The following is a 24,968-nucleotide window of genomic DNA, read 5'->3' as shown; positions in this document are numbered from 1 at the left end:
CGGGGGTGGGAATACTTGCTCGGTGAAGTCCAGGGAACCGGGCTGCCTTCTGCCCTGGTGTCACTGGATCCTGGGTTCAGGGATCCCTTCGCTGGGGAAGAGGCGCGAGACCAGGTGCGCCGATGTATCGGAAGGGACATCGGCTTCGGGCTGCAGAGTGAGGCGTTCACGGCTATGCAGGGGCTCGCCCTTCTGAACGCTTCGGCGGTGCACAGAAATAGCGTTAGTGCATGCCTGGCTCGTGAGGTTCAGGCAAGTCGGCGAGGAAACCGATTCGCCTTCTTTCCAGCCATGACGTCGTTCGCCGCTGACACTGACTGCACCGCCATCGCTGTCTTCGGCCTACAGCGCCATGGCCTGCTGCCCGAACAGGAAGTCCGTGCATGTGTCCGAGAGCTGCTGCAAGCGGCGGCACCCATCCATGCGAATGCACCTGAAACTCGCCCTGACACCTTGATGGTCTACTGGGAAGACGGGAAGGAACCCGACGCCGATCCGCGTGGCTAAAACAGGATGCGGTGGTCTGCGCCAACGCCCTGCACACGATCTTCCTAGTCGGGTCCCAGAGTTCCGATGACGATCGGGTGATTACGGCCACCATGGACTACGTGCGGGACCACCTCAGATCGCGGCAATGCCTGCACGGGACGCGCTACTACCCGACGATCGAGGCATTCCTGCACGCTGCGGCTCGCCTTTACGCCCGGTACCCAGACCACGCTGAATGCCTGGGAGATGCCTTGGGGGCGGCTGTTCGTGAACAACTCACTCAGCACGTTCGGCACCCCCGCAGTCCTCTCGACCTGGCGCTGTGGATCCTCGCTGCCGACTGCATGAGGATCGGGGAGGGCCAAGAGGACCGCAGGGTCTGCCTGGCACGCAGCCAGCAATCCGATGGGTCCTGGCCCCCTGCTGCCTACTTCCGCTTGGGGCGCCTGCCGGTGTACTTCGGTTCGCCCCACCTCACCACCATGTTCGCGCTTGCCGCCCTGACGCAGGAACACTCAGGCGGCGGGGGCGGACAGTTGGTCGAGTAGGTCGCCTACGGCCGGTCGGGTGCGGTGCGGCGCGAAGCGCTGGCCGTACTGGCGGGCCAGGCCTGGGGGCAGTTGCCCGGTCAGGGCCGTGGCGCGGTGGGCGCTGCGCGTGGCCGCGTCGACGTCTCCCAGGGCCAGTTGGACATCGACCACGTAGAGGAGGCGCCGAGCCGTGTAGGGGGAGGCGGGGGCGTGGTGCGGGGTGTGGTCGAAGAGCGAGGCGAAGCAGGGCAGGGCCTTGCGGGGCCGGCCCATATAGAGGAAGGCGTTGCCCTGACCGATGTCGAGGTACGTCTCGTCGACGATGGTGTCGGCGGGGGCCGTGGCGGGCCGCTCATCGGGGGTGTGCCGCTCGAACGCGTCGCGGGCTTGGCCGAGGGCCCGGTCGGTGGCCGTGGGTTCGTTCAGCCGGGCCAGCGCCAGCGCCTCCTTGACGTGGAGGGACACCGCGAACGTGCCGGAGGGGCGCTGGACGACGGCGCGCGCCGCGTGGGCGAGCTGGAGCGCGTCGTGGGCGGCGCCCGCGATGAGGTGCCTGATGGCCAGTTGCGACATGTAGGTCGCCACGTGCCGTCGCGAACCCGCGGCCGTCGCGGCTCGGATCGCGGCGAGGTCGTACCGCTCGGCCCGTGCCTCTTCCCCCAGCGTGCTGCTGAGCCATCCGCAGACGGTGGCGGCGCGTGCCCCGAGGAGGAGGAGCCTGGCACCGGTGGCACCGTCGTACCCGCCGTCGGCCAGGAGGCCGGTCACCTGCTGGTACTCGGTCCTGGCGGCGAGGTAGAGGGCGGGGAGGGAGACCGGCGCCCCGTTCTCGTAGCGTTCGAGCGCCTGTGTGCGGGCTTCGAGCCAGCCGAGCGCCTCGGGGGTCACCCGGTGGCCTTCGCGGGCGGCGGGCGGCCGGGGCGGGGAGGCGAGCGCCGCGAGTGCGTGGCGGATGTGGGAGAGCAGCGTGCCGCCGGTGACCGTGAGGCCGTGGCGCGGGCGCGCGTGTGCGGTCCGGGCTCCGGCCATCCCGCTGAGGTAGTCGGTCCCGACGTCGGCGCCACAGCAGCGGGCCAGTTCGACGGCCAGGTCCGCGGGGCGTTCCGGGTCGGGCTCGTCCAGGAGTTCACGGGCGACGACGAGGGCGTACGCGGTGCCGGCGAGGCCGGTCATGCCGCCGACGGAGACACCCATGGCCGCAAGGTGCCCGCCCCGCAGCTGCTCCTCGACGGGGTCCAGGACCCTGCGGGCCGCGTCGGCGAAGTCGGACCGGCCGGTCGCGCGGGCCAGGCCGGCCAGGACCAGGGCGGGGCCGGGACTGCCTCCGTACAGGTCGAATCCGAGGGTGCCCGGGCTCCACTGGCTCTGCGAGTCGGTGGTGACCTGCGGGGCTATCCAGGTGGCCGGGTGGCGTGGATCCGTACTGGCGACCAGCGTCGTCAGCAGGTCTTCGCCGATGCGTTCGGCTTCCCCCAACAGGCGTGGGCGCCCTACTCGGACGGCGGGCAGGCCGGGCGCCCTCAGCGGTGCGAAGCCCGTCTCCTCCTGGTCCGTGGGGAGTTTGCTGACGAAGGAGTAGTCGATCAGGCGCAGCTCGCGCGCGATGGTCTCGTCGTCCAGGGCGTGGATACGGGCCCGTACCGTCTCCAGCGGGGGTTCGGTGAAGGCGTCGGCGCGCACCACGCGCCCACCGGCGTGCAGGGCCCGGCTCCGGGCCGAGTAGGAGAAGTAGGGGATGTCACCTTCGCCCATCTGTCGGACTTCCTCGTCCGCGAGGGCGAGGTTGTCACCGGTGCGCAGCACGGCGCGGTGCAGGACGGCGGCGCGCACCTGAGGGTCGGCCAGCGCGTCCGGGTGCGTGGCCATGCGCAGCAGCTGGGCGTAGAAGATGGTGGCCTGGTTGACGTGCCGGAACCGGGCGTCGCCGAGGCAGGTCTCGATGGCCGCCATCACTTCGTCACGGTGGGCGGCCGCGAACTCCAGGACACGGCGGAACTCCGCCTTGATGGCGTCGCGTTGGGCCCCCACCGGCAGTTCGGTGGCCCGCCCCACCGACAGGTTGGCGTTGGCCGCGGTGGTGTGGGTGTTCACCATCGTCAGGGACATGTCGTCGCGGCCGGCGTTGTTCAGGCTGAGGGATTTGTACGGGGCGCGCTGGCCGCTGTCGTAGCCGATGGCACCGATGTCCAGGCCGGGGCCGGTCTCCCCGGCCCGTACGACCAGGGGGAGGAGGCCGGAGCCGATGATCGACTCCTGGAGGGCGAGCGCACCGATCTTGGAGGCCGCACCGTCGTCGTACGCCGCGGGGGCGTTCAGACGGGGTGAGAGCAGGGTCTCGGTGTCGATGACCACCGGCCCGGCCGCGCACGACACCACGTTCTCGAAGTGGATGTCGGTGGCCTTCAGAAGGTGGAGGACGCCGGCGATGGTGCCGATGCGGGCGAAGTAGTCCCGCTGCTCCCCGCGGTACGCCTCGGTGGGTACGTAGGACGCGAAGCCCCCCTGCGCGGTCGGCAGGATCCGCACCGTGGGCAGGTCGGTGCCCAGGCAGCCGTTGATCCAGGAGACGAAGTCCTGGTAGCCGGCCTCCGCGTCCATGGGATGCGGCTTGTACAGCACGCGGCCGCCGCCGCTGAAGGCGATCTGCGCGACCGAGGTGCCGCCGTTGTGGGTGTCGCCCTCGCCGAGCGAGATCCGAGTGACCGCGACCGGTCCCAGAGGGGCCGGAAGGAGGTCCGCGACCTGCGCCGCGTGGTCGTCCACCTCGGCGAGCACGCGCAGCACGTAGTGCGCGGACGCCCCGACCCGTCGGTCGACGGTCTGGAACAGACCGGGGTAGGAAGTGTTCAGGCTGCGGTGCCCGGCCTCACTGTTGGTCCACCGGCGGAAGGCCGCGTAGCGCTCCTGCGTCGTGCGGCCGTCGAGGAGGCCTCGGGAACGGCGCTGGTAGAGCTCCTCGACCAGGGTCCGGATCAAGGTCCTGCAGACGAGGTCCCTCTGGTTGGCCATGAAGTCGACGACGATCGTGTTGTCGCCGGCCACCACGGCCGAGGACCGGACGCCCTCGCGGACCAGGTCCGCCCAAGGCTCGACGAAGTGTGCGAAGTAGTCGTGGAAGAGGCCGTCGGTGTCGAGAGCCGGATCGTAGGCGGACGGGGCCGGGACCGCCGGTTCGGCGCTCCGGTCGCCTTCGTCGCGGGGGCCGGGGCCGGTGTCGGTGCCGGCGCCGCGTCCGGGGACGGCCCGCAGTCTCGCTTCGACCTGCTGGACGAGCTCGGGCGAGGACAGCTCGGGAAGGTACGTCCGCAGCAGCTCGGATATGACGTGGTCGTCGTGGCTCTTCATGAATACCGGGTCCAGGGCGAGGGGATGGGGTGGCGCCGGGACGGAAGGTCCCGGCGCCGAGCGGTCACTTGCAGTTGCTCTGGCACTCGGAAGTGGCCGTGCAGAAGTTGCCCTTGTTCCCCAGGACGTAGCTGGCGCCGTAGCAGCCGAGGGTGGACACGACGGTGCCCCAGCCCTGACCGGCGGCGACCGCGTCCAGGTTCTGGTCGTGGATCTCTTCGAGGATTCCGGCGTTCGGGTTCGCCATCAGGCTCACACCCTTTCGAGCAAGCGGACTGCCGGGACCCGTGGGGCCCGACCGCTCCGCAGCGATGTTGACTCCCTGAACACTAGGAACGCGGAGCTCCACGCACCCCCGCCTGCGGGCGGGTTGGCGCCGGGCCCGCACCTCTCCCGCAGACGGGGCGGTGCCACCGGTGCGCGGCTTCGAGGGATCCCGCGCCGCACCGGAAGTAGGCTGACGCTCGCCCTGTCAGCTGCCGTGACCGGCAGGCGGAGGGTGCCGGTGAGGGAGGGGACGGGCATGTCGTCGGGGAACGAAGCATGTGCTTGGCTGCTGCTGTGTCCCGGGCTCAGCCGGGGCGGCGCGGACGGTGGTGCCGGCAGTAGCCCGGGCCCGGTCACGTCGTCGCTCATGGCCGCATTCGCCGAGGAGCTCGGGCACCAGGCCGCGGTTGTCCACAGCCGTCAGTTGGTTCTGGGCGTGGCAGGCGGAAGGCTCACCCTTGCCGACACCAGCGGGCGACCCGTCCCCGCGCCCGCTGTGGCCTACGCCCGCCTGTCGACGCCCCAGCTGTCACCTGACAGAGAAGTCACCCTCCTTCGGCACCTGGCCGCCATGGGTACGCAGCTGATCAACCCCGCCGAGGCGGTCCTGGCGTCGGTGAACAAGTTCTGGCAACTGCAGCAGCTCGCAGCCGCGGGCATCCCCGTCCCCGACACCCGCACCCACACCGACGCCCCCTTGGAGGACCTCCTCGACATCGGTGTGCCGCAGCCGTGCGTGGTCAAGGCCGTGCGCGGCCATCGTGGCCGACGCGTCTTCCTCGCCGCCGACGAAAAGGGGCTGCGAGGTGTGGCCGGCAGTCTGGACGACCGGCACCCCTATCTCCTTCAGCGGTACGTCGCCCACTCCCACGGCAGGGACCTGCGCGTCATCGTGGTCGGCCGCCTGGCCGTGGCCGCCGCCGTGCGCACGGCCGGCGACGACCGCCTGGTCTCCAACCTCGCTCAGGGCGGGACCCACACCGTGTGCACGGGCCAGTATCCGGACGCGGAGGCGCTGGCCGTCGAAGCGGCGGACGCCATCGGGCTCGGCGTCGCCGGCGTCGATCTCCTCTTCGAGGCGGACGGTTCCTTCTCCGTGTGCGAGGTGAACTGCAACCCCACCTGGCGGCCCGACATGCCGGGGATCGCCGAAGCCATCGCCGCCGCCTGCCGCAGCCGCCTGCCCACCTTGTAGCGGGGCGTCTGTTCCTGGTGCGGGTCAGGCGACGGCCAACTCCTGGCGGCGCTCCCGGCGTTCCGCCGCGTGGACCGGGTCGAGCGAGGGAACGGCGGCGAGCAGCTGCCGTGTGTACGGGTGCCGGGGCGCGCCGTACACCTCCTCGACCGTGCCGTGCTCGACGATCCGGCCCGCGCGCATGACGGCGACCCGGTCGCTGACCTGGCGGACCACCGCGAGGTCGTGGGCGATGAAGACGAGCCCGAGGCCGAGTTCGGCCTGGAGTTCGGCGAGCAGGGTGGTCACCTGGGCCTGGGTGGTGACGTCGAGCGCGGAGACGGGTTCGTCGCAGACGATCAGCCGGGGATCGGCGGCGAGCGCGCGGGCGATACCGACGCGTTGGCGCTGCCCGCCGCTGAACTCGTGAGGGTAGGCCTCGTACCGGTCGGGGTCGAGTCCCACCCGGTCGAGCAGCTCCCGCACCCGGCTCCGTATCCACGTCTCGTCGTGCTTCCCCGCCACGCGCAGGGGGTCGGCGATCGACTCCCCGACGGAGCGGCGCGGGTTGAGGGAGGCGACCGGGTCTTGGAAGACCATCTGGAGTTCACGGCGGTACGGCCGCAGCTCCGTCTCCGACAGGTCGCCGATCTTCCTACCCCTGTAACTGAGTTCACCGGCTGTGGGGTCGAGGAGCCGCACCAGCATGCGGCCGAGGGTCGTCTTGCCGCTTCCGGACTCCCCGACGATGCCCAGCGTCTCTCCCGCGTGGACGGTGAGAGAGGCCTCCTCGACAGCGGTCACCGTCTTCTTCCCCCGCCCGAACTCCCGCCGGAGGCCCCGGGCTTCGAGCAGCGGCTCCCCCTTCGCGAGGGGGGTGCGTACCGGCCCGTCGAGCCGGGGCACGGCGGCGAGCAGCCTGCGCGTGTACGGCTCCGAGGGCGCGTCGAGCACCCCACCGACGGGACCGCGTTCGATCTCCCGCCCGCCCTGCATGACGAGCACCTCGTCGACGCTCTCGGCGGCGACGCCCACGTCATGGGTGACGAGGAGCAGCGCCATGCCCGTCTCGCGCCGCAACTCGTGCAGCAGGTCGAGGATCTGGGCCTGGACGGTGACGTCGAGGGCGGTGGTCGGTTCGTCGGCGACCAGGAGCCGGGGTTCGCAGGCCAGCGCCATCGCGAGCAGGGCACGCTGACGCATGCCGCCGCTGAACTCGTGCGGGCGGGACCGGGAGCGACGGACCGCGTCAGGGATGCCGACCCGTTCGAGGACCTCCACGGCACGGGCGCGGGCGGAGCGCCGCGAACCTCCGGCGTGGACGCGGTACACCTCGGCGATCTGGTCACCGACGGCGTAGTAGGGGTCGAGGGCGGACAGCGGGTCCTGGAAGACCATGGCGGCGACTCCGCCGCGCAGCCGCCCCAGTTCGCTCGTCCCGGCGGTGGCGACGTCGATGCCGCCGACCCGGACGGTGCCGCCGACCCTCGCGCCCGTACCCCGGTGGAGGCCGAGGAGGGCGCCGGCGACGGTCGACTTGCCGCTGCCGGACTCGCCGACGAGGGCGAGGGCGCGGCCCTCGTCGAGGGTGAAGGAGAGTCCGTCGACGGCCCGTACGGGATCGTCCGCACGGGCGAACTCGACGGTGAGGTCGCGTACTTCGACGAGCGGGGTCACGTCAGGACCACCCTTCGGTCTGCGGCGGCGTACAGCAGGTCGGCGATGACGTTGGCGAGGACGACGAACGTGCCCGTCACCATGACGACACCCACCACCACGGGCAGGTCGATCGAGCGCACCCCGTCGATGAGGGTCTTGCCGAGCCCGGGGATGCCGAAGAGGGACTCGGTGAGGACGGCCCCGCCGAACATCGACCCGAGGTCGACGGCGCTGACCGCGATCACCGGCGGGACGGCGCCGCGCAGCGCGTGGCGGGCGACGACGGACCGCTCTCCCACCCCGTAGGCGCGGAAGGTGCGGATGTGGTCCTCGGCGAGCGTCTCCAGGGTGGAACTCCTGGTGAGCCGTGCGTACTTGGCGGACTCGAAGAAGCCGAGGGTGAGCCAGGGGAGCAGCATGTTCCAGGCCCATTGCTCGAGGTCCTCGCCGAGCGGTACGTAGCTCGGGAAGGGCAGCCACTGGAGGTAGGCGCAGACGGCCATGAGGAGCAGCAGGCCGAGGATGAAGACGGGGGTGCCGGTCCCGGCGAGGGTGAGCAGGGTCAGGATCCGCTCGGTGGGGCCGCCCCGGCGCAGTGCGGAGAGCAGACCGGTGCCGAGGCCGATGACGAGCCAGATGACCATGGCGCCGAGGGCGAGGGAGGCCGTGGCGGGGAGCCGTTCCAGGACCAGCTGGGTGACCTGCTGGTCGCTCTGGTAGGAGAGGCCGAGGCAGGGTGCGTCGCAGGGGACGAGTGAGGTGCCGGTGGAGTAGTCCCGGCCGACGAAGATGCCCTGGAGGAAGTGCAGGTACTGAGTGAACGTGCTCTCGTCCAGGCCGAGTTGCTCACGGACCTGGGCGATCTGCTGGGGGTTGCAGCGCTCTCCGCAGGCGAGCCGCGCGGGGTCGCCGGGCGCCAGGTAGAAGAGCGAGTACACGAGGACCGAGAGCGCCAGGAGGACGAGCACGGCACCCGCGAGCCGCTTGAGGACGAAGCGGGTCATCGGGAGTTCTCCTTACGGGTACCCACGCGCAGCCGGCTTGCCTCGCGCGGATCGAGGGCCGTGCGGACCGCGTCGCCGAGGACGGTGAACGCGAGCACGGTGACGAAGAGCAGTCCGGCGGGCAACAGGACGTACGCGGGATCGGCCCGGAACCAGGTCTGCGCGGTCGACAGCATCTGCCCCCAGGACGGGGTGGGCGGAGTGACGCCCACCCCGAGGAAGGAGAGGGAGGCCTCGACGACGATGTTGGTGGGGACGAGGATCGCTGCGTACGTGATGACAGGGGCGGCGAGGGAGGGCAGCAGCTCGCGGCGTGCGGTCCGCCACCGCCCGGAGCCGGCGAGACGGGAGGCCGCGACGAAGTCGAGGCTCTTGAGGGTGAGGGTCTGGGCGCGCACGATCCGGGACGTCCCGGCCCAGCCGAGGAAGCCGATGACGAGGATCAGCAGCAGGGGCCGGGGGAAGCCACGCGGGACGACGGCGGTCAGCGCGACGGCGAGGACCAGCATCGGCAGAGCGACCAGGACGTCGGTGACCCGGCCGAGGACGCCGTCGACCCAGCGGCTGCCGAGCCCGGCGGCGAGGCCGACGAGGACACCGATGAGGACCTGGACGGCGGTGGCGCCGACGGCGACCAGGAGCGATATCCGGGCGCCGTAGAGGAGCCGGATGAACAGGTCGCGGCCGGTTCCGGGTTCCACGCCGAGCCAGTGGTCGGCGCTAGCCCCGCCGAAGGCGCCGTACGGGACGCCGCCGCGGGCCGAGTCGATGAGGTCGTCGTGGTACGCGTTCGGATCCTGGCCCCCGAGGGCGGCGATCAGCGGCGCGGCGAGTGCGAGAAGGACGAGCAGGAGAAGGACGGCGGCGGAGACGACGGCAGCGGGGCGGGTGCGCAGCCGTCGCCACACCTGCCGGGCGGCGCCCGTGGCGGGAATCCCCGCCACGGGCGCCGTCGAGTCGGTCAGAGCGGTCACTTGACCGCGACCTGCGAGACGTCGAGGACGCCGGTCCAGTCGCTGATGACGACGTTCTTGACGCTCTTGCCGACGAGCCGCTTGTAGACCGGGTGGAAGAGCGGCACGTCGAGCGCCTGCTCGCCGATCTTCTTGTCGAGGGCGCCCCAGCGGGCGGCGGCGGCCTTGAGGTCGGTCAGCTTGTTGATCTCGTCGATCTCCTTGTTGACCGCCGGGTCGTTGAGCTGCGCGTGGTTGTAGTTCGAGCCGTTGGTGACGATCTGGCGTCCGTCGAAGATCGGCGCGAGGAACGGACCGCCGGCCGGCCAGTCGGCGCCCCAGCGGGAGAGGAAGAAGCCGGGGGCGTCCTTGACGCTCCAGCGCTTCTCGTTGAAGGCGTTGGGCTCCTGGCCGTCGAGCTCGACAGTGATGCCGGCCTTGCCGAGGGCCTCCTGGACGGCGGTGGCGATCTCGGGGCTGGTGGCCCGGTTCTGGGCGGTGGAGTGGAGCAGGGTGATCTTGAGGCCGTTCGGGTGGCCGGCCTCCTTCAGCAGCTGCTTGGCCTTCTCCGGGTCGCCGGTCTTACCGGCGGGGAAGTGGTCGTACGGCGTGAAGCCGAAGGCCTTCTGCTCGGGCAGGAAGGTGGTGGCGGGCTCGGCGAGCGCGGAGCCGCCGGCCGCGTTGACGACGCTGGTGCGGTTGATCGCGTACGAGATGGCTTGGCGGACCTTCGGGTTGTCGAAGGGCTTCACCTTGGGGTTGAAGGCGATGTAGTTGGTGAAGCCGAAGTGCCCGGTGCCGACCCGTGCGGCGAGCGCCTTGTCGGAGCCGACCTGGGCGAGCTCCGCCGGACCGAGATTGGTGTCGGTGGTGACGGCGGCGGAGTCGGCACCGGAGGAGGTGGCGAGGCGCTGGTTGATGACGGCCTCGTCGAGACCGGACCTGACGTCGATCTTGTCCGGGTAGGCCTTGCGCTCCTCGTCGGTCTTCGGGTCCCAGTGCTCGTTGCGCTCCAGGACGAGCCGCTCGCCGTCGTTCTCGTTCTTGACGACCTTGTACGGGCCGGAGGAGACGGGGTGCTCCTCGTACTTCGCGCCGGTGTCCTTGGCCTTCGGCACGGGGGTGAACTGGGTCTGGGTGGCGACGAAGGGGAACTCGCCCTCGGGCTTCTTCAGCTTGAAGACGATGGTCCGGGCGTCGGGGGTGACGATCGACGCGAGGCCCTTCTTGTCCTTGTACGGCCCCTGGTACGTGTCGCCGCCCACCAGCCAGTCACGCAGGTACGGGGCTCCGCCGGAGAGTTCGGCGGCGAAGGAGCGCTCGATGCCGTACTTGATGTCGGCGCTGGTGATGGGCGTGCCGTCCTCGAACTTCAGCCCCTCCTTCAACGTGTACGTCCACTCCGTGGCGTCCTTGTTGGGGCGGCCGATGTCGGTCGCGAGGTCGGGGACGACCTGGGTGCCGGCGGCGCCCGCCTCGCGGTTGCGGGTGGTGAGCGTGCGGAAGACGAGGGAGGGGACGTTACCGCCGCCGGAGGTGTAGAGCCGGGCCGGATCGAAGTCGGTCTGAGCCTCGTTGTTGAGGACGGCGAGCGTGCCGCCCTTCTGCGGGGCGCCCGCAGCCTTGCCGGAGGTGCTGCCACCGGCGCCGGAGTCCTGGGGTCCCGCGCAGGCGGCAACGCCGGAGGCCAGGACGAGACTGACGGCGGCGGCTGCCACGCGGCGCGAAATGACGGACGATTGACGCATCGGAAAGGACCTCTCGAAAGAACTGTGTGAGCGGGAAGAAGACTCCACGCGGGCAGCGGCGAGCGGCCCCGGCCGAAGGAGATGGCCGAGCACGGGGTTCTGAAGAGAAGAGAGCCGCGCCTGCGGGGAGGGAACACCCGGACGCGGAGATCGTCGGCAGTACGGAACGGAACGTTGCGAAGGCCGACGGGCGCTCGGGCGGGCGTCAGCTACAGAGAATGTCGGCGACGGAATGCCCGGACACGCCGATGAGCGCCAGCTCAAGGGCGGCGTGCTCGGAGACGACGTGACGGTGCGACATGCCGAGAAATATGAACGATCACATGAATGATGTCAACGCGGATCGGGGGTCTGGTGAGACGCCCGTCTCGAAATGTGGGCATGTCGCGACTAGAGGGAGTGTCAACTGCCCTGATATGCGGAGGAGTTCGTGCGGTACTGCGTTCACTCGATATCCCGATGCGGGGATCGACCAAGACATGGGCGACCTCGGCGAACCGGCCCACGCCGACCTCGCGGTCGGCGGTGGCGGGGGAGCCCGGGTGCTCCCCGCGCCCGCGTGGTCATCCCACCGGTGCGATGTCCGCCCACAGGGCGGCGGCGTCGGGGGAGTGCGGTGCGACCGCTCCGCCCGGCGTGTTGTCGTCTCCGTCCCACCACAGGCCCTGGCCGGCTGTCAGGACACGCCCGTCAGTGCTCGTCCGCCAGTGGCCGTGCAGCACATAGAGCACCCCGGCGTGCCCGACGGGTGGCGTGACTGGGCGACCGGCGACCTGGTCCACGCGGCTGGTCCAGCGGCCGCGCCGCACCATGATGTTGAGGACCCGGCAGGCGCCGCCGGGCAGTTCGGCGGCCAGCGCGTCGTCGCCGGAGAACGCGAACGGCTCGCCCGCGCGAGCCAGCAGCCGGTCGAACACCCCGGGGCAGGTCAGCCGCACGCCGTCGCCTGTCAGCAGGGTGAGAGTTCGGTCGATGCCCGGGAACGCCGAGAACGGTCCGTCCCGGTCGATATCGGCGACGCTCACGCGCCACCCGAACTCCTCCGTACCTGCCGGCCAAGCGGCGATCTCCCTGGTCGCGCCCCCGCCGTTGCGCCACCGGCTGGCTGTCAGTGTCTCGACATCGAAGTGGTGCATTTGCGGGCTCCCTGGTGGCGTGCGGTACGCGAGTGGATCATATGTGCGTGGCGACCTCGGCCGCCGCGTGTGCGCCGTAGCCGTCGGCCGCGTTCAGGGCCTTGGGGAGCCCGGATTCGACGACCACCGGCCTGGCCTCGACCAGGTCGCCCACGGCGGGGATCTTGTCCGCCTCGCAGACCGAGCTGGCCGCCACTTTGACTTTCCGTCAGTCCCTCGCGAGCGCTTGGCCTATACCAATCGCTCACGTCCCAGTAGTCTCGTCCGTGGCCAGTGGTACTGCCTCCCCCCACTCCGGTTGTGTGCTGGCGCGGGCGACGCCGACTTCTTACCGCCTCGAGCAGCCGGGTGCCCCCGTTCGCCGCCTCCAGGAGGATCACGGTGAAAGTTCGCACGACAAGCTCGGCGATCATCGGCACCGTCTGCCTCGTCGCCTCCCTAGCCCTGACCACGGCGTCCGCGGAAGACCGCGCACCCCGGCACAAGGTCGCCAAGATCGCGCTCACGAACGTGGCCACGGCGAAGAACCCGATCGCCGGGGCCGCCGGTCCCGGCGGCAAGGTCTGGATCGCCGAACGGGCCGGCACCGTACGGGTGTTGGGTGATCAAGGGCTCGGCGAGCCCGTGCTCGACATCTCCGCCGAGACCACCACCGACGGTGAACGCGGCCTCCTCGGCATCGCGTTCGACAACGCACGCGCGCACTTCTACATCTCGTACACGAATCTCGAAGGCACCAGCACCATCGATGAGTTCGCCGTACGCAACGGCAAGCTCCGGCCCGACACCCGGCGCACCGTCCTCACCCAGACGCAGCCGTACTCGAACCACAACGGCGGCGACATCAAGTTCGGGCCCGACGGATACCTGTACATCGCGTTCGGCGACGGCGGCGCGGGCGGCGACCCGCACGGGAACGGGCAGAACCTCGACACGCTGCTCGGCAAGATGCTGCGGATCGACCCGCGCGGTGGCACGCCGTACGCGATCCCGTCGGACAACCCGTTCGTGAACGACCCGAACGCGAAGGACGAGATCTGGGCCTACGGGCTGCGCAACCCCTGGCGGTTCTCCTTCGACTCAAGCACCGGCGACCTGCTCATCGGCGACGTCGGCCAGAACGACTGGGAGGAGATCGACTGGGCGCCGGCGCGCAACAAGGGCGGCGAGAACTACGGCTGGTCCCAGATGGAGGGCAACCATCCGTTCCGGGGCGGCACGGAGCCGGCGAACCATGTGCGCCCGATCCACGAGTACGGCCGCGGCGGCCTCGGGTGCGCGGTGACCGGCGGATTCGTCTATCGAGGGAACGCGATCCCGGCCCTCAAGGGCCAGTACGTGTTCAGCGACTACTGCGACGGCACCATCCGCGCGCTCAAGCTGAAGAACGGCAAGGTGACCGGAGTGAACGACCTCGTAGTCAACGGCGGCGAGGTCGTCTCGTTCGTGCAGGGAGTCCGGGGCGAGTTGTACGTGCTTGCGCAGGGCGGCAACATCGCCCGCATCGACCCGGCGTAGCATCCCGCGCCGTGCCGTGCCGTCCGACTTCAGCCTGGTGGGCGAAGTCGGACGGCACGCGCTCGGTTCGCGGCCCAAGCGGGTACTGACCGCCTGGCAGCGGTCGGGTCAGGGACTGGCCTCCGGCGAGTGCGACGGGCGGACAGCCCTCAGTTGGCGAGCGGCAGGCCGCCGAGCAACTGCGTCAGGTCGCCGGTCCCGTCCGTGGCCTGCTTGACGGTGCCGGCGGATTCCTTCTCCCCGATGTCCAGCGTGCTCGTGCTCACCGGCGTCACGTCCAGGGTCGGCTGACTCAGCAGCGTGTTCAGGCCGCCGTCCACGCTGGTGGGCATCGGGCCATCGGCGTGAGCGGGCGCGGCGGCACCCGCGATCGCCGCGAAACCAGCGAGGACAGCGGCAGCCTTCAGGGACTTCATCATGTTCCTTTCACGGTCACTCTCGTCGCCCTTGGCCGGGCCACCCATGGGCGTCACTGCTCAGGCGACTACGTCTGCCCGGGCCTCTCACCGGTCCTAACGAACGGAGATCGCAGCGGAAACTTCAGTCCGTCCTGAAGCCCGTGAACTCGGTGAGTCCGCGGGTGCCCCGGCCCGCGTTGGCGGCGGTCATGAAGAGGCCGACGTCCTGGGTGATTGCCGCGCCCGGGACCGTCACTGTGGCCACGGGTCGCCAGGTGGCGCCGTCGTCCGTGGAGAATTCGCCGGTGTACGCGGTACCGGTGCGGGTCAGGCGAAGTGTCACCGGAGCGCGTACGCCGGTGACCTGGGCGAACTTCTCCAACTGGCCGTTGCCGTCGGCGTCGTAGGAGAGGACCACGCCGGTGGCTGAGACCGAACTGGCAGGATTCATAGCCGCCGAGCCACGCCGACGCGCGCGTCCTCACCCCTCATCGCCGGCGCCCAGCGGTCATCGAAGACACGCGCCGCTCCCAGGCGGCCGCCACATGCGTTCTCATGCTTCGGCCCCCAAGCGTGGTCGAATGACGGCGAGATGCCGGCTTCCTGGATCCCGCGCAGCGTCCTGTCGGTGCTACCGAAGGCGTGGGGCACGTCGGCGGGGAGGCCGTCCGTCACCGCCAGGTCCCAACGCGCCTTCACGGGCGAGTACGGCGGCCGCACCACCTCGAACCACTCCCCACCCACGTAGGTGGCGGCGTGGCACCAGGAACAGGACCGTACGTGCCCGCACTCCACTCGTACCCCTCCGGCTCCAGGACACGAGCGCGTCGCGATCCCCATGCCGTGTCTTCGGGCTCGATGACGGGGGTCGCGCCGGCGTTGAGGCATCTTGGGAACCACTCGTGCTGACGAGCCACCTCTTCGAATCCGACGGACGACAGCTACACCAGGCCGGCTTCGGCGTCCGTGTAGCTGAGGTAAGGGTGAAGCCGGGGGAGTGACTTTGCCTCGTCCAAGGACATGGCCTTCTCCGACCGGTTGTGTCCATTGGGCAGCTGCCCGATGAGTGCTCTTTGGGCTGTCCCTTTCTCCTACGGTTTCCAGAGGCCTGAGCATGGTGGATGCAGTGCCGAGGCGCGGATGCACGGCAAACGCCTACCGAAGGAAGTGGTGGCAGAGCCAGGGCGCGTGCGGAGGTGCGCGGTCGCAGGGACGGAATGGGCCGGCATGCTCGAACGGGCGGGGTGACTCCTTGTTCCGGCTGGCCTCCGCATAGGCTTGGCGTGTGGGTGATGGAAATGCGGGGTCGGCGGAGATCAAGAGTGCGGGTGTGGACGACCTGCAGAGGTTTGGGGTCGCTCTGCGCCGGATGCTGGGAGAGATGAACCGGCTGGTCCACGGTTTCGCCCTCACGCAGGGACTGCATCCGACCGACGTCCACGCGCTCTCGTTCGTGCTCGACAACTCCGATGCCACTACCCCGGGGCTGCTCAGGGAGCATCTCGGCCTGACGTCGGGCGCGGTGACCGCCTGTCTCGACCGGCTGGAGAAGGCCGGTCACATCCGGCGTAGTAGGGCTGACGACGACCGTCGGGTGGTCCACATCCACTATGTCGAAGGCGCGCGATCCGTAGCGCGGACCTATTTCATGCCGCTCGCCCAGGCGGCGGAGCGAGCACGCGGCCGGTTCTCCGAAGAAGAAATAGCGGTCGTCCTGCGGTATCTCAACGCGCTGAACGATGAACTCGGAGAGTTGCGGGTTCCGCCCCGCTGAAGGTGCACCCAGCGTCTTGACCGGCATCGATGGGCGAGGCGAGCAGGACAAGCCAGGTTCCGCCGGTCCCCGCAGCCACAGGTGCGACAGGGACCGCCCTGGCCCGTCGCCCGCCCCTCGCTTGCCGTCGCCCCTTCGGCCGTACGGGCCGCCTTCTCGCCGAACGGGTCTGCGAGGTCGGCCAGACTCGCACTCTTAGGAGGAGCCCGTTGCGGCCGCTCCCGAGCTGAAGAGCACGGATCGGGAATGACCGCGGGACTGCGCATTCAAGGACGCCGGCCGAGCAATGCGTGACGGGGGCTGTGCTCTGCCCACGCCCGCACTGACAAGCGTGTACGCGACACGCGTTCCCCTCACGTCCGAGCTGCCGGTCGGGTCACTGGCAGGCCCTGTTTCGTCGAGCCTGCATCCGTTCTGTGCCAGGAGGCGGAAGCCACGGTGAGCCACGCGTGGGGCACTGCTGCTCCTTCAGGCCGCCCGGCTGCGGGGCCGGGGCGGGGCGTGATTCAATTTATCTCGATCATTGAGATTGTTTACAGTCGAGAGATGTTCGGAGTGCTTTCATGTCCACACCATTGCGGTGGGCGAGCAGGTTGCTGCCGCTGCTGATGCTCATCGTCTGGCTTGCCATCGGGGGAGGGCTCGGGCCCTACGCGGGCAAGCTCGGCGAAGTGGCGACCAACGACCAGGCCGCCTTCCTGCCCCGCAGCGCCGAGTCCACTCAGGTCCTGCAGGCCCAGGAGGCGTTCCGTCAGGAAGAGACCCTGCCGGCCCTGATCGTGTGGACCGCTGACGGCGGCGGGCGAATCGAACCGTCGGCGCAGGCGGCCGCGACACAGGCTCTCGCCTCCCTGATGGGCGCTGAAGGTGTTGTCGGAGCGCCCTCGCCGGCCATTCCGTCCACGGACGGAGAAGCCCTGCGGGGAATCGTTCAGCTTCGCCCGGACCTCGGCGATGAGCTGCCGGCGGCGCTGGAGAAGGTCGACTCAGCGGTCTCGGCCGTGCCGGGAACGGAAACGTGGCTGGCGGGTCCCGCTGCGACGCAGGCGGACCTCGGTGACGCCTTCGCCGGCATCGACGGCCTGCTCCTGGTCGTCGCCCTGGTGACCGTCCTGGTGATCCTTCTGCTGGTCTACAGGAGCGTCCTGCTACCGCTGATGATCATCCTTGGTGCGGTGTTCGCCCTCGGTCTGGCCTGCGCGATCGTCTACGTCCTGGCCGACAACGACATCGTGCGGGTCGACGGCCAAGTGCAGGGCATCCTGTCCATCCTCGTCATCGGTGCCGCGACGGACTACGCCCTGCTGCTGGCCGCCCGATACCGGGAAGAACTCGGCGCGCGGGACGGGGACCGGATGCCGGCCATGCGCGCCGCACTCCGGCAGTCCTTCGGACCGATCGTGGCCAGCGCCGCCACCGTCGCGCTCGGCCTGCTCGCCCTTCTCCTCAGCGATCTCACCAACAACCGTGCCCTCGGTCCGGTCGGCGCCATCGGCATCGCCTGCGCCGTGCTCAGCGCGGTGACGTTCCTCCCCGCAGTCCTCGTCCTGCTGGGCCGGGCGGCGTACTGGCCCGCCCGGCCCAAGGCAGCGACCGGGGACGACGCGCACCCCGTCTGGCGCAGGGTCGCGGCCCTCGTCGACCGCGCGCCGCGCAAGGTCTGGGCCGGTTCGCTCGTGGGCCTGCTCGCCTGTGCGGCCTTCTCCTTCACGCTCGACTCCAAGGGCGTTCCGCTCGACGAGATCTTCGTCAAGGACGCCCCCTCCGTCGCCGCCCAGGCGCGTCTCAGCGATCACTTCCCCGGTGGCGCCGGCAACCCCGTCGTAGTCATGGCAGACGCCGAGGCTGCCGAGAAGGTGCGCACCACCGCCGAGGCCGTCGACGGAGCCGACTCCGCGAGCGTCCACGCCACACCGGGCACCTCACAGCCGCTCGTCGCGGACGGGCGCGCGCGGATCGACGTCACCCTCGAGGACGCGGCGGACTCCGACGCCGCCAAGGACACCGTCGCCCGCCTGCGCACCGCACTGCACGCCGTACCCGGGGCGGACGCCCTGGTCGGCGGCTACACCGCCCAGCAGTACGACACCCAGCTGACCGCCGAGCGGGATCGAAAGCTCATCGTCCCGGTCGTTCTCGCGATCATCCTGCTGATCCTGGTCGGCCTCCTGCGTTCTTTGCTGCTGCCGCTGCTCCTGGTGGCCACGGTCGCGCTCAATTTCGTGGCGACGCTGGGGGTCTCCGCCCTGGTGTTCGAGCATGTCTTCGGATTCACCGGAACCGACTCCGCCGTACCGCTGTACGGATTCGTGTTCCTCGTCGCCCTCGGTGTCGACTACAACATCTTCCTCATGTCGAGGGTGCGTGAGGAGACGGAGTTGCACGGTACGCGGGAGGGCGTACGCCGTGGACTGGTCGCCACCGGCGGAGTCATCACCTCGGCCGGTGTGGTCCTGGCCGCTACGTTCGCCGCGTTGGGGGTCATCCCGCTGGCGTTCCTGGTGCAGATCGCCTTCATCGTTGCCTTCGGCGTACTGCTCGACACGCTCGTGGTGCGCTCGCTCCTGGTACCGGCGCTCGTCCGGGACATCGGCCCGACGGTCTGGTGGCCGGGCCACCTCCGCCACCGCCCCTGACCCTCCGACCGAACTGCCGTGTGCCGCGGACTCGCGGCCGCTGATCATCAGGAGGGAAGGGCAAGCAGGAGCAAGGGTTGTGTGGTGGGTTGTGGGGATCCGCCGGTGGGTTCGAGGGTGAGGCCCACCGCGGTTGCTTCGGCGGGATCGCCGTCGATGAGCACGGTGCCGTCGTCGTGGAGGAACCCGGCGGGTTGCATCGTCCCCGCATGGTCGAGCCACAGCTGGTAGGTGTGACCGGACGTGGGGGCGGGCAGGCCGCTGGCGGTGAAGACCGCCTTGTTCTGGCGCTCCGAGGTGACCACGGTGGTGAGGGCTCCGTTGGTCGTGCGTCCGTGCGCGGTGCGTGCGTCGGGCGCGGCCAGCACTGTGCTGACCGAGCCGAGTTGCTGTTCGGCTCGCTGTGCCTGGCGCTGGGCGTTCTCGATTTCCTGATGCTGCCAGGCGGCGACGCCGGCAAAGGACACCGCGGCGGCGATGCTGGCGGCCAGGGAGAGGGGGACAGCCTTCCGCTTCAGTCGATGCGCGAAGCTCGTCTTCGGGCCGGCCGCGGAGACCTGTGGCGGGAGTTGGCGTACGCCGTCGATCTCGCTCAAGGTCTGCCGCTTGAGTGACTGCGGTGGGGTCTGAGAGGCGGCAGCGGCGAGGCGCGCGGTGGTCGCCTCGAACTCGGCCACTTCCCGGCGGCAGTCCTCGCAGTGCACGAGGTGGGCAGCGAAGTCTGCCCGCTCGGAGGATTCCAAGGCATGGAGGGCATAGGCGGCCGAGAGGGCGTGAAGGTCGGAGCGGTGCTGTCTCATGCGGTCACCCCCATGCAGTCGCGAAGGCGGATCAGTCCGTCGCGCATGCGCGTCTTGACGGTGGGGAGCGGTGTGCGCAGGGTTTGGGCGACTTCACGGTACGTGAGTCCCCGGTAGTAGGCGAGGGTGACAGCCTGTAGCTGGAGGTCGGTCAGGCCGCGAAGGCAGCGGCGCACCTGCTCGCTCTCCAGCCGGATCTCGACCTGCTCAGCCACTTCGTCGAAGGCAACAGTGTGCTCGCGCGCGGCCTGGGTGTGTTCGCGGTCCGAGGAAGCCTGGGCCGAGCGGACGCGATCCACGGCACGCCGATGCGCGATCGTCGCCGCCCAGGTGGTCACGCTCCCCGCATCAGGCTGGTAGCGGGCGGCCTGCCGCCAGAGGTCGATCATGACCTCCTGCATGACCTCCTCGGACTGGGCGCGGTCGCGCACGACTTTGAGCACGATGCCGAACACCAGGGGAGCGAGAGCGTCATAGAGGGTGGAGAAGGCGTACTTGTCGCCTCGGGCGACCTTCTCCATGACTTCGGCCAGACTGCCGCGCCCGCCACCGCCCGGGGCACCGAAGGGGAGGGCTTGGGTCACCGGCCTGACTCCGACTGTGGCTGCCGGACGAAGCCGCCTGGGGCGGTCGGCTGGGGGCGGGGTGTCCGTCGCATGCTGGTCCTTCTCGGAGAGGGCGGTGGCCGGTCCGTCACAAGGCGGCCGGATAGTGCTGCCGGGACTTGCGTCTCCACAGTGTTCGTAGCGGACGAGCGTGCGGATGGGGGTCGATCCGTCTTTCGCTCGGGATGCTGATCAATCCAGCCGGAGCTGTTCCGGTCGTCCCCAGGACTGAGCACGGCGTACGTGACGTGAGGCCTGATCCGGCCTGCGGCTGGTGCACTCATTCGGCTGATGGGCCAATCCTCCGCGCAGGCGTCGCCGAATAGTCGGACGTGAGCAACTTCCGCAACAGCGCCGGCCGCGCGTCTCGTGGCGCGCTGACCGGCTTGATGGCCGGCTACACGGCGCTGGCGGCGTCCGAGCTGACCGCCGCCCTGGTCAGGCCCGCCGCCGGGCCGGTGACCGTGGTGGGCGGGGCGGCCATCGACCGGACGCCGGCCCCCGTGAAGGACTACGCGATCCGCACGTTCGGCGAGAACGACAAGGTCGTCCTGCAGCTTGGCATCCTTGCCGTCCTCGGCCTGTTCGCGATCATTTTGGGCCTGGTGTCACTGCGATACCGGCGTCTGGGCGCTGGGGGCGTCCTGGTCTTCGGGATCGTCGGCGCGGCCGCCGCGCTGGACCGGCCGGACTCCGCCGGCCTCGGGGACGCCCTCCCGTCTCTGGTGGGCGCGGTGGTGGGTGCTGCTGTGCTCTACTTCCTGGCTGGGAAGGCCACTTCCACCGGCCCGCGGCCTCGTGTCGAGGGAACGAGCGGATGGAGCCGGCGGGGTTTCCTCACCTCTTCCGCCATGACGATGGTCGCCGCCACCGGAGCAGGCGCTATGGCACGGGCGCTGACCGGATGGCGAGGCCAGGGGGCGGCCACCTCGCGCGACGAGCTCGTCCTGCCCGCGCCGGCGTCCCCAGCCCCCGCCGTGCCCGCCGGAGCACAACTCAAGGTGCCCGGCATCAGCGCCTTCTTCACCCCGAACCGTGACTTCTACCGCGTCGACACCGCGCTCGTCGTGCCCAAGGTCGACGCGGACACCTGGCGGTTGCGTGTTCATGGCGTGGGCGTCGCCCGCCCCCGCACCTTCACCCTGGACGACCTCCTGGCTCGACCCCTGATCGAACGGGACATCACGCTGACCTGCGTGTCGAACGAGGTGGGCGGACCGTACATCGGCAACGCCCGCTGGCTTGGAGTGCGTCTGGCCCAGCTGCTGGCCGAATGCGGCGTCGAGCCTCCCTCCCGGGGCGGCAGGGCCGACCAGCTGGTGGCCCGCTCGGTGGACGGCATGACGCTCGGATCGCCGGTGGAGGGAATCATGGACGGCCGGGACGCGATGCTGGCCGTCGGCATGAACGGGGAACCCCTCCCGTTCGACCACGGCTTCCCTGTTCGGATGCTCGTGCCCGGTCTGTACGGATACGTATCGGCCTGTAAGTGGATCCAGGACATCGAGCTCACCACGTTCGACGCCTACGACCCCTACTGGGTCAAGCGGAAGTGGGCCAGGAAAGCCCCTGTGAAGACCCAATCTCGGATCGACACACCCAAGCCTTTCGCGCGCCCCTCCGCCGGAACTGTCACCGTCGCCGGGGTCGCATGGGCCCAGAGCCGCGGCATCACCCGCGTGCAGATCCGCGTCGACGATGGCCCCTGGCAGGAAGCCGACCTCGCCGCACAGGACACCGTGGACACCTGGCGCCAGTGGTCCTACCGCTGGCGAGCGGCGCCTGGCGGACACTCCCTCACCGTTCGCGCGACCGATGCCACGGGCGAGGTCCAGACGGAACGCCGCGCTCCCACGATCCCCGACGGGGCCAGTGGGTGGCACAGCGTCTTCGTCACCGTCACCTAGAACACCGGCAGGCCTCGACTCGGCCGATCCGGAGAGCACCACCCGAACCATCCACACCCGCGAACCATCCACACCCGCGAAAGACCCTCAAGGAGCAAGAGAAATGAACACCATGCGCATGCGCCGCAGTGCCGTCGCCGTGGCAGCCGCAGCCGTCCTCCCGTTCTCGCTCGCGGCCTGCACGGACTCGGACAGCAACACCGACAAGTCGGCTCCCACGGCAGCCGCCGGCGACCAAGCCACCAGCGAAGCCCCGGCCGACGGTGCGACATCCATGGAAACGCCGTTCGGTCCTGGCTGTGCTTCGGTGCCGAAGGAGGGTGCCGGGTCGTTCGACGGCATGGCCAAGGACCCGGTGGCGACGGCCGCTTCGAACAATCCGGCTCTGTCGACTCTGGTCACCGCTGTGCAGAAGGCCGGTCTGGTCGACACGCTGAACAACGCCGAGGGCATCACGGTGTTCGCGCCGACGAACGAGGCGTTCGCCAAGATCCCCAAGGCGGACCTCGACAAGGTGCTCGCCGACAAGGCCACTCTGACCAACATCCTCACCTACCACGTCGTGGGCCAGAAGCTGACCCCGCAGCAGTTGGAGGACGGCTCCTTCGAAACCCTTCAGAAGGGCATGATCACCACCAAGGGCGCGGGGGAGGAGTACACCGTCAACGGCACCTCCAAGGTCGTCTGCGGCAACGTCAGGACCGCGAACGCCAATGTCTACATCGTCGACACCGTCCTCATGCCGAAGTAGAGGCTTCCGGCAGGTTCCCCGTGCCACCACCTCGGTGAAGCCTGCCGAACCACAGTCATGTGAGCGGGGGAGGTGCGGCCGACAAGTCGGCTGCACCTCCTTCGCCCACGCCGCACGCATCCGGCACGCGACAGTTCGGAGAACCGCAGGTGTAGGAGTGCGAAACCAGTACGCCGGCGTTGTTCGCGCGCCAGGCGGCCGAGCAGGGAGGGCGCGATGACCGTCTCCGTCGTTCTGTACACCTCTGACCTTCGAGTCCATGACCACCCACCTCTGAGGGCCGCGCACGAGGGGGCACAGGAGGTGGTGCCGGTGTTCGTCAGGGACCCCGCCGTGGACCGGGCCGGATTCGCAGCCCCCAATCGGCTGGCCTTTCTCGCGGACTGCCTCTCGGACCTCGATCGGGGACTGAAGGACCGGGGCGGCCGTCTCGTGGTGCGCGAAGGTGACACGGTGACCGAGGTGCGAGCACTGGTGCGGCAGACCGAGGCCGATGAGGTGCACATGGCCGCTGGTGTCACGGGATTCGCCAGAGCCAGGGAGGCACGGTTGCGCAAGGTCCTCGAGGATGACGGCTGTCGGCTGTACGTCCACGACGGTGTCGTAACCGTTGTGCCCCCTGGTGACGTCACTCCGGTCGGCTCGGACCATTTCGCGGTGTTCACGCCCTACTACAGGCGCTGGACCGACGTACCTTCGCGGACACCGCTGGCGGCCCCAAGGGCGTTGGTCGTGCCCTCGCGGGTGAGGTCGGAGCGGATGCCACGGCGTTCCGACATCGCCGACGTGTCGCCAGGACTCGCCGCCGGAGGCGAGACCGAGGGGCGCAAGCGGCTGGGTTCCTGGACATCGGACCAAATCGACGCCTACGGGAATCGCCATGACGACCTGGCGGGGGACGCCACGTCCCGACTCTCGCCGTATCTCCACTTCGGTGCCGTCTCCGCCGTGGAGGCTCTGCATCGAGCCCGGAAACGCGGTGGTGCGGGAGCCGAGGCGTTCGTGCGGCAGCTGTGCTGGCGAGACTTCCACCATCAAGTGCTCGCCGCACGGCCGCAGTCGGCAGTCGCGGACTACCGGCCACGCCACGACCGCTGGAGGCGCGGTGCGGACGCCGACGCGGATCTTGCGGCATGGCGCGAGGGGCGAACCGGATACCCCGTGGTCGATGCCGCGATGCGGCAACTCGCCTACGAGGGCTGGATGCACAACCGAGGCCGGTTGCTCGCCGCCTCCTTTCTGACCAAGACGCTGTACATCGACTGGAGGGAGGGAGCACGCCACTTCCTCGATCTGCTGGTGGACGGCGATGTGGCGAACAATCAGCTCAACTGGCAATGGGTGGCCGGCACCGGGACGGACACCAGGCCCAACCGCGTCCTCAACCCAGTTCTGCAGGCAAAGCGGTACGACCCTGATGGCAGCTACGTGAGGCGCTGGGTCCCGGAGCTCGCCGGGCTCGACGGTCCGGCCGTCCACGAACCCTGGCGGGTCACCGGGCTCGACCGGGCCTCCTTCGACTACCCGGATCCGTTGGTCGCACTTCCCGACGGTCTGGCGCGCTTCCGCCACGCGCGGGGCGCCGCCTGACGGGTCTCCGCCATGGACGGCGCGCTCACGGTGCCGCCCGCGACCACCCCCGCACCTGGGGTGACCGGCGCCGCCTACACCAACAACGACCTCGACGTGGCCAACGCCACCAGCCTGTTCGACATCGACACCACCACCGACCGTGTCGTCCTTCAGTCCCCCGCCGTCGCCGGCACCCTTGCCCCCACCGGCAGCCTCGGTGTCGACGCGGGCCCCAGCGCGGGCTTCGACATCTACTTCTCGCCGAAGGACGGCACCAACGAGGGCTTCGCCGCGCTCGCCACAGGCGGCTCCTACCGCTTCTACAAGGTCAACCCGCTGACCGGAGAGGCCGATGACGCGGGCGGCTTCCCCTCCAACCGTCAGGTCTTCGACATCGCCCTCCCCCTGGACCAGAAGAAGTAGGCAAGCCCGACGGTGAGCCGCGACTCGCACATGTGGCGGCTCACCCGACCGGCGCCCCGTCGCCCGCAGTGCTTGGGCCGGACACGGTGGCCGCAGCGAGATCCACGAGGGCGGCCATGTTGAGGTTGACCTCGCCGTGCCGGCGGACGTGGGATGCGAACAGCGGGGTCAGGCCGCGCCGGTCAGCAGGGTAGAGGAGGCGGCTCACTCCGGTTCGCCGAAGACGTCCAGAAGCGTGAAGGTGTTCACGTTGAACAGGGCCGACTGCAAGGCCGCAGG

20 protein-coding genes and 1 pseudogene are annotated in these 24,968 nt (G+C 69.8%); 8 read left to right on the top strand and 13 right to left on the bottom strand.

Features of this window, described 5'->3' with window-relative positions; translation table 11 throughout:
* Positions 1–1,004: 1,004 nt before the first annotated feature.
* Both lanM and ACFWRO_RS21065 read right to left on the bottom strand, forming a co-directional pair.
* A complete protein-coding gene (lanM, locus tag ACFWRO_RS21070; protein WP_384512383.1) occupies positions 1,005–4,364 on the bottom strand; it encodes a type 2 lanthipeptide synthetase LanM in 3,360 nt (1,119 codons plus the stop codon).
* Positions 4,365–4,428: 64 nt separating this feature from the next.
* The gene (locus tag ACFWRO_RS21065) at positions 4,429–4,713 is read right to left on the bottom strand and encodes a plantaricin C family lantibiotic (protein ID WP_384512381.1); all 285 of its coding nucleotides are present in this window, start codon (positions 4,711–4,713) and stop codon (positions 4,429–4,431) included.
* A 285-nt stretch (positions 4,714–4,998) separates the two neighbouring features.
* On the opposite strand from ACFWRO_RS21065, the gene ACFWRO_RS21060 reads away from it, so the two are divergent.
* Positions 4,999–5,826 (top strand): RimK family alpha-L-glutamate ligase, encoded by an 828-nt coding sequence (locus tag ACFWRO_RS21060; protein ID WP_384512379.1) that lies wholly within the window; start codon positions 4,999–5,001, stop codon positions 5,824–5,826.
* Positions 5,827–5,850: 24 nt separating this feature from the next.
* On the opposite strand, the gene ACFWRO_RS21055 is transcribed toward ACFWRO_RS21060, so the two are convergent.
* The 7 genes from ACFWRO_RS21055 to ACFWRO_RS21025 all read right to left on the bottom strand — a co-directional run bounded on the left by ACFWRO_RS21055 (position 5,851) and on the right by ACFWRO_RS21025 (position 12,501).
* Positions 5,851–7,482 carry a dipeptide ABC transporter ATP-binding protein gene (locus tag ACFWRO_RS21055; protein ID WP_384512377.1) on the bottom strand — a complete coding sequence of 544 codons (1,632 nt, stop codon included), beginning with the start codon at positions 7,480–7,482 and terminating at the stop codon, positions 5,851–5,853.
* Positions 7,479–8,468, bottom strand: a complete 990-nt coding sequence (locus ACFWRO_RS21050) for an ABC transporter permease (RefSeq protein ID WP_384512375.1) — start codon at positions 8,466–8,468, stop codon at positions 7,479–7,481. The genes ACFWRO_RS21055 and ACFWRO_RS21050 overlap by 4 nt, the downstream gene beginning before the upstream one ends.
* On the bottom strand, positions 8,465–9,442 hold the full coding sequence (locus tag ACFWRO_RS21045; protein ID WP_384512373.1) for an ABC transporter permease: 978 nt from the start codon (positions 9,440–9,442) through the stop codon (positions 8,465–8,467). Before ACFWRO_RS21045 ends, ACFWRO_RS21050 begins: the two co-directional genes overlap by 4 nt.
* Positions 9,439–11,169, bottom strand: a complete 1,731-nt coding sequence (locus ACFWRO_RS21040; protein WP_384512371.1) for an ABC transporter substrate-binding protein — start codon at positions 11,167–11,169, stop codon at positions 9,439–9,441. Before ACFWRO_RS21040 ends, ACFWRO_RS21045 begins: the two co-directional genes overlap by 4 nt.
* Positions 11,170–11,374: 205 nt before the next feature.
* Positions 11,375–11,470: an Ms4533A family Cys-rich leader peptide gene (locus ACFWRO_RS21035; protein ID WP_361955802.1), complete on the bottom strand. Its 96-nt coding sequence runs from the start codon at positions 11,468–11,470 to the stop codon at positions 11,375–11,377.
* A gap of 262 nt (positions 11,471–11,732) precedes the next feature.
* Positions 11,733–12,305: a HutD family protein gene (locus ACFWRO_RS21030; protein ID WP_384512369.1), complete on the bottom strand. Its 573-nt coding sequence runs from the start codon at positions 12,303–12,305 to the stop codon at positions 11,733–11,735.
* 37 nt (positions 12,306–12,342) lie between these two features.
* Entirely contained in the window at positions 12,343–12,501 is a 159-nt protein-coding gene (locus ACFWRO_RS21025; RefSeq protein ID WP_384512367.1) for a hypothetical protein, read from the bottom strand.
* A 185-nt stretch (positions 12,502–12,686) separates the two neighbouring features.
* Here ACFWRO_RS21025 and ACFWRO_RS21020 point away from each other — a divergent pair, with 185 nt between their 5' ends.
* Positions 12,687–13,823: a PQQ-dependent sugar dehydrogenase gene (locus ACFWRO_RS21020; protein ID WP_384512365.1), complete on the top strand. Its 1,137-nt coding sequence runs from the start codon at positions 12,687–12,689 to the stop codon at positions 13,821–13,823.
* A gap of 149 nt (positions 13,824–13,972) precedes the next feature.
* Here ACFWRO_RS21020 and ACFWRO_RS21015 read toward each other — a convergent pair whose 3' ends face one another.
* Both ACFWRO_RS21015 and ACFWRO_RS21010 read right to left on the bottom strand, forming a co-directional pair.
* The gene (locus ACFWRO_RS21015) at positions 13,973–14,242 is read right to left on the bottom strand and encodes a hypothetical protein (RefSeq protein WP_384512363.1); all 270 of its coding nucleotides are present in this window, start codon (positions 14,240–14,242) and stop codon (positions 13,973–13,975) included.
* A gap of 121 nt (positions 14,243–14,363) precedes the next feature.
* Complete coding sequence (locus ACFWRO_RS21010) at positions 14,364–14,672, bottom strand: hypothetical protein (protein WP_384512361.1); 309 nt, start codon at positions 14,670–14,672, stop codon at positions 14,364–14,366.
* Between the two features lie 918 nt (positions 14,673–15,590).
* Between ACFWRO_RS21010 and ACFWRO_RS21005 the strand changes: the two genes are divergently transcribed.
* Together ACFWRO_RS21005 and ACFWRO_RS21000 are read left to right on the top strand one after the other, a co-directional pair.
* Positions 15,591–15,995 carry a MarR family winged helix-turn-helix transcriptional regulator gene (locus ACFWRO_RS21005; protein ID WP_384512499.1) on the top strand — a complete coding sequence of 135 codons (405 nt, stop codon included), beginning with the start codon at positions 15,591–15,593 and terminating at the stop codon, positions 15,993–15,995.
* A 563-nt stretch (positions 15,996–16,558) separates the two neighbouring features.
* On the top strand, positions 16,559–18,631 hold the full coding sequence (locus ACFWRO_RS21000; protein WP_384512359.1) for an MMPL family transporter: 2,073 nt from the start codon (positions 16,559–16,561) through the stop codon (positions 18,629–18,631).
* 47 nt (positions 18,632–18,678) lie between these two features.
* Here the strand turns inward: ACFWRO_RS21000 and ACFWRO_RS20995 are convergent, their stop codons facing one another.
* Together ACFWRO_RS20995 and sigK are read right to left on the bottom strand one after the other, a co-directional pair.
* The gene (locus tag ACFWRO_RS20995) at positions 18,679–19,431 is read right to left on the bottom strand and encodes an anti-sigma factor domain-containing protein (protein WP_384512357.1); all 753 of its coding nucleotides are present in this window, start codon (positions 19,429–19,431) and stop codon (positions 18,679–18,681) included.
* Entirely contained in the window at positions 19,428–20,015 is a 588-nt protein-coding gene (sigK, locus tag ACFWRO_RS20990; protein ID WP_384512355.1) for an ECF RNA polymerase sigma factor SigK, read from the bottom strand. The genes ACFWRO_RS20995 and sigK overlap by 4 nt, the downstream gene beginning before the upstream one ends.
* A gap of 410 nt (positions 20,016–20,425) precedes the next feature.
* Here sigK and ACFWRO_RS20985 point away from each other — a divergent pair, with 410 nt between their 5' ends.
* The 4 genes and pseudogenes from ACFWRO_RS20985 to ACFWRO_RS20970 form a co-directional block, all read left to right on the top strand.
* A complete protein-coding gene (locus ACFWRO_RS20985; RefSeq protein ID WP_384512497.1) occupies positions 20,426–21,943 on the top strand; it encodes a molybdopterin-dependent oxidoreductase in 1,518 nt (505 codons plus the stop codon).
* A 103-nt stretch (positions 21,944–22,046) separates the two neighbouring features.
* Positions 22,047–22,694 carry a fasciclin domain-containing protein gene (locus ACFWRO_RS20980; RefSeq protein WP_384512353.1) on the top strand — a complete coding sequence of 216 codons (648 nt, stop codon included), beginning with the start codon at positions 22,047–22,049 and terminating at the stop codon, positions 22,692–22,694.
* Positions 22,695–22,910: 216 nt separating this feature from the next.
* Positions 22,911–24,284: a cryptochrome/photolyase family protein gene (locus tag ACFWRO_RS20975; RefSeq protein ID WP_384512351.1), complete on the top strand. Its 1,374-nt coding sequence runs from the start codon at positions 22,911–22,913 to the stop codon at positions 24,282–24,284.
* A gap of 15 nt (positions 24,285–24,299) precedes the next feature.
* Positions 24,300–24,689, top strand: a pseudogene (locus ACFWRO_RS20970) (DUF4394 domain-containing protein); the annotation flags it as partial.
* Positions 24,690–24,968: the final 279 nt, after the last annotated feature.

This window comes from Streptomyces sp. NPDC058579, assembly GCF_042718575.1.
In the GTDB taxonomy this organism is placed as follows: Bacteria; Actinomycetota; Actinomycetes; order Streptomycetales; family Streptomycetaceae; genus Streptomyces.
This window is presented reverse-complemented; position numbering and strand designations above follow the sequence as displayed.

Bases quoted from the DNA above. Each gene is read 5' to 3' on its own strand.
- ACFWRO_RS21040 (WP_384512371.1), bottom strand. From the start codon at position 11,169: ATGCGTCAATCGTCCGTCATTTCGCGCCGCGTGGCAGCCGCCGCCGTC.
- ACFWRO_RS21060 (WP_384512379.1), top strand. From the start codon at position 4,999: ATGGCCGCATTCGCCGAGGAGCTCGGGCACCAGGCCGCGGTTGTCCAC.
- ACFWRO_RS21050 (WP_384512375.1), bottom strand. From the start codon at position 8,468: ATGACCCGCTTCGTCCTCAAGCGGCTCGCGGGTGCCGTGCTCGTCCTC.
- lanM (WP_384512383.1), bottom strand. From the start codon at position 4,364: ATGAAGAGCCACGACGACCACGTCATATCCGAGCTGCTGCGGACGTAC.
- ACFWRO_RS20975 (WP_384512351.1), top strand. From the start codon at position 22,911: ATGACCGTCTCCGTCGTTCTGTACACCTCTGACCTTCGAGTCCATGAC.
- ACFWRO_RS20985 (WP_384512497.1), top strand. From the start codon at position 20,426: ATGGCCGGCTACACGGCGCTGGCGGCGTCCGAGCTGACCGCCGCCCTG.
- ACFWRO_RS20995 (WP_384512357.1), bottom strand. From the start codon at position 19,431: ATGAGACAGCACCGCTCCGACCTTCACGCCCTCTCGGCCGCCTATGCC.
- ACFWRO_RS20980 (WP_384512353.1), top strand. From the start codon at position 22,047: ATGAACACCATGCGCATGCGCCGCAGTGCCGTCGCCGTGGCAGCCGCA.
- ACFWRO_RS21005 (WP_384512499.1), top strand. From the start codon at position 15,591: ATGCTGGGAGAGATGAACCGGCTGGTCCACGGTTTCGCCCTCACGCAG.
- ACFWRO_RS21000 (WP_384512359.1), top strand. From the start codon at position 16,559: ATGTCCACACCATTGCGGTGGGCGAGCAGGTTGCTGCCGCTGCTGATG.
- ACFWRO_RS21030 (WP_384512369.1), bottom strand. From the start codon at position 12,305: ATGCACCACTTCGATGTCGAGACACTGACAGCCAGCCGGTGGCGCAAC.
- ACFWRO_RS21035 (WP_361955802.1), bottom strand. From the start codon at position 11,470: ATGTCGCACCGTCACGTCGTCTCCGAGCACGCCGCCCTTGAGCTGGCG.
- ACFWRO_RS21010 (WP_384512361.1), bottom strand. From the start codon at position 14,672: ATGAATCCTGCCAGTTCGGTCTCAGCCACCGGCGTGGTCCTCTCCTAC.
- ACFWRO_RS21015 (WP_384512363.1), bottom strand. From the start codon at position 14,242: ATGATGAAGTCCCTGAAGGCTGCCGCTGTCCTCGCTGGTTTCGCGGCG.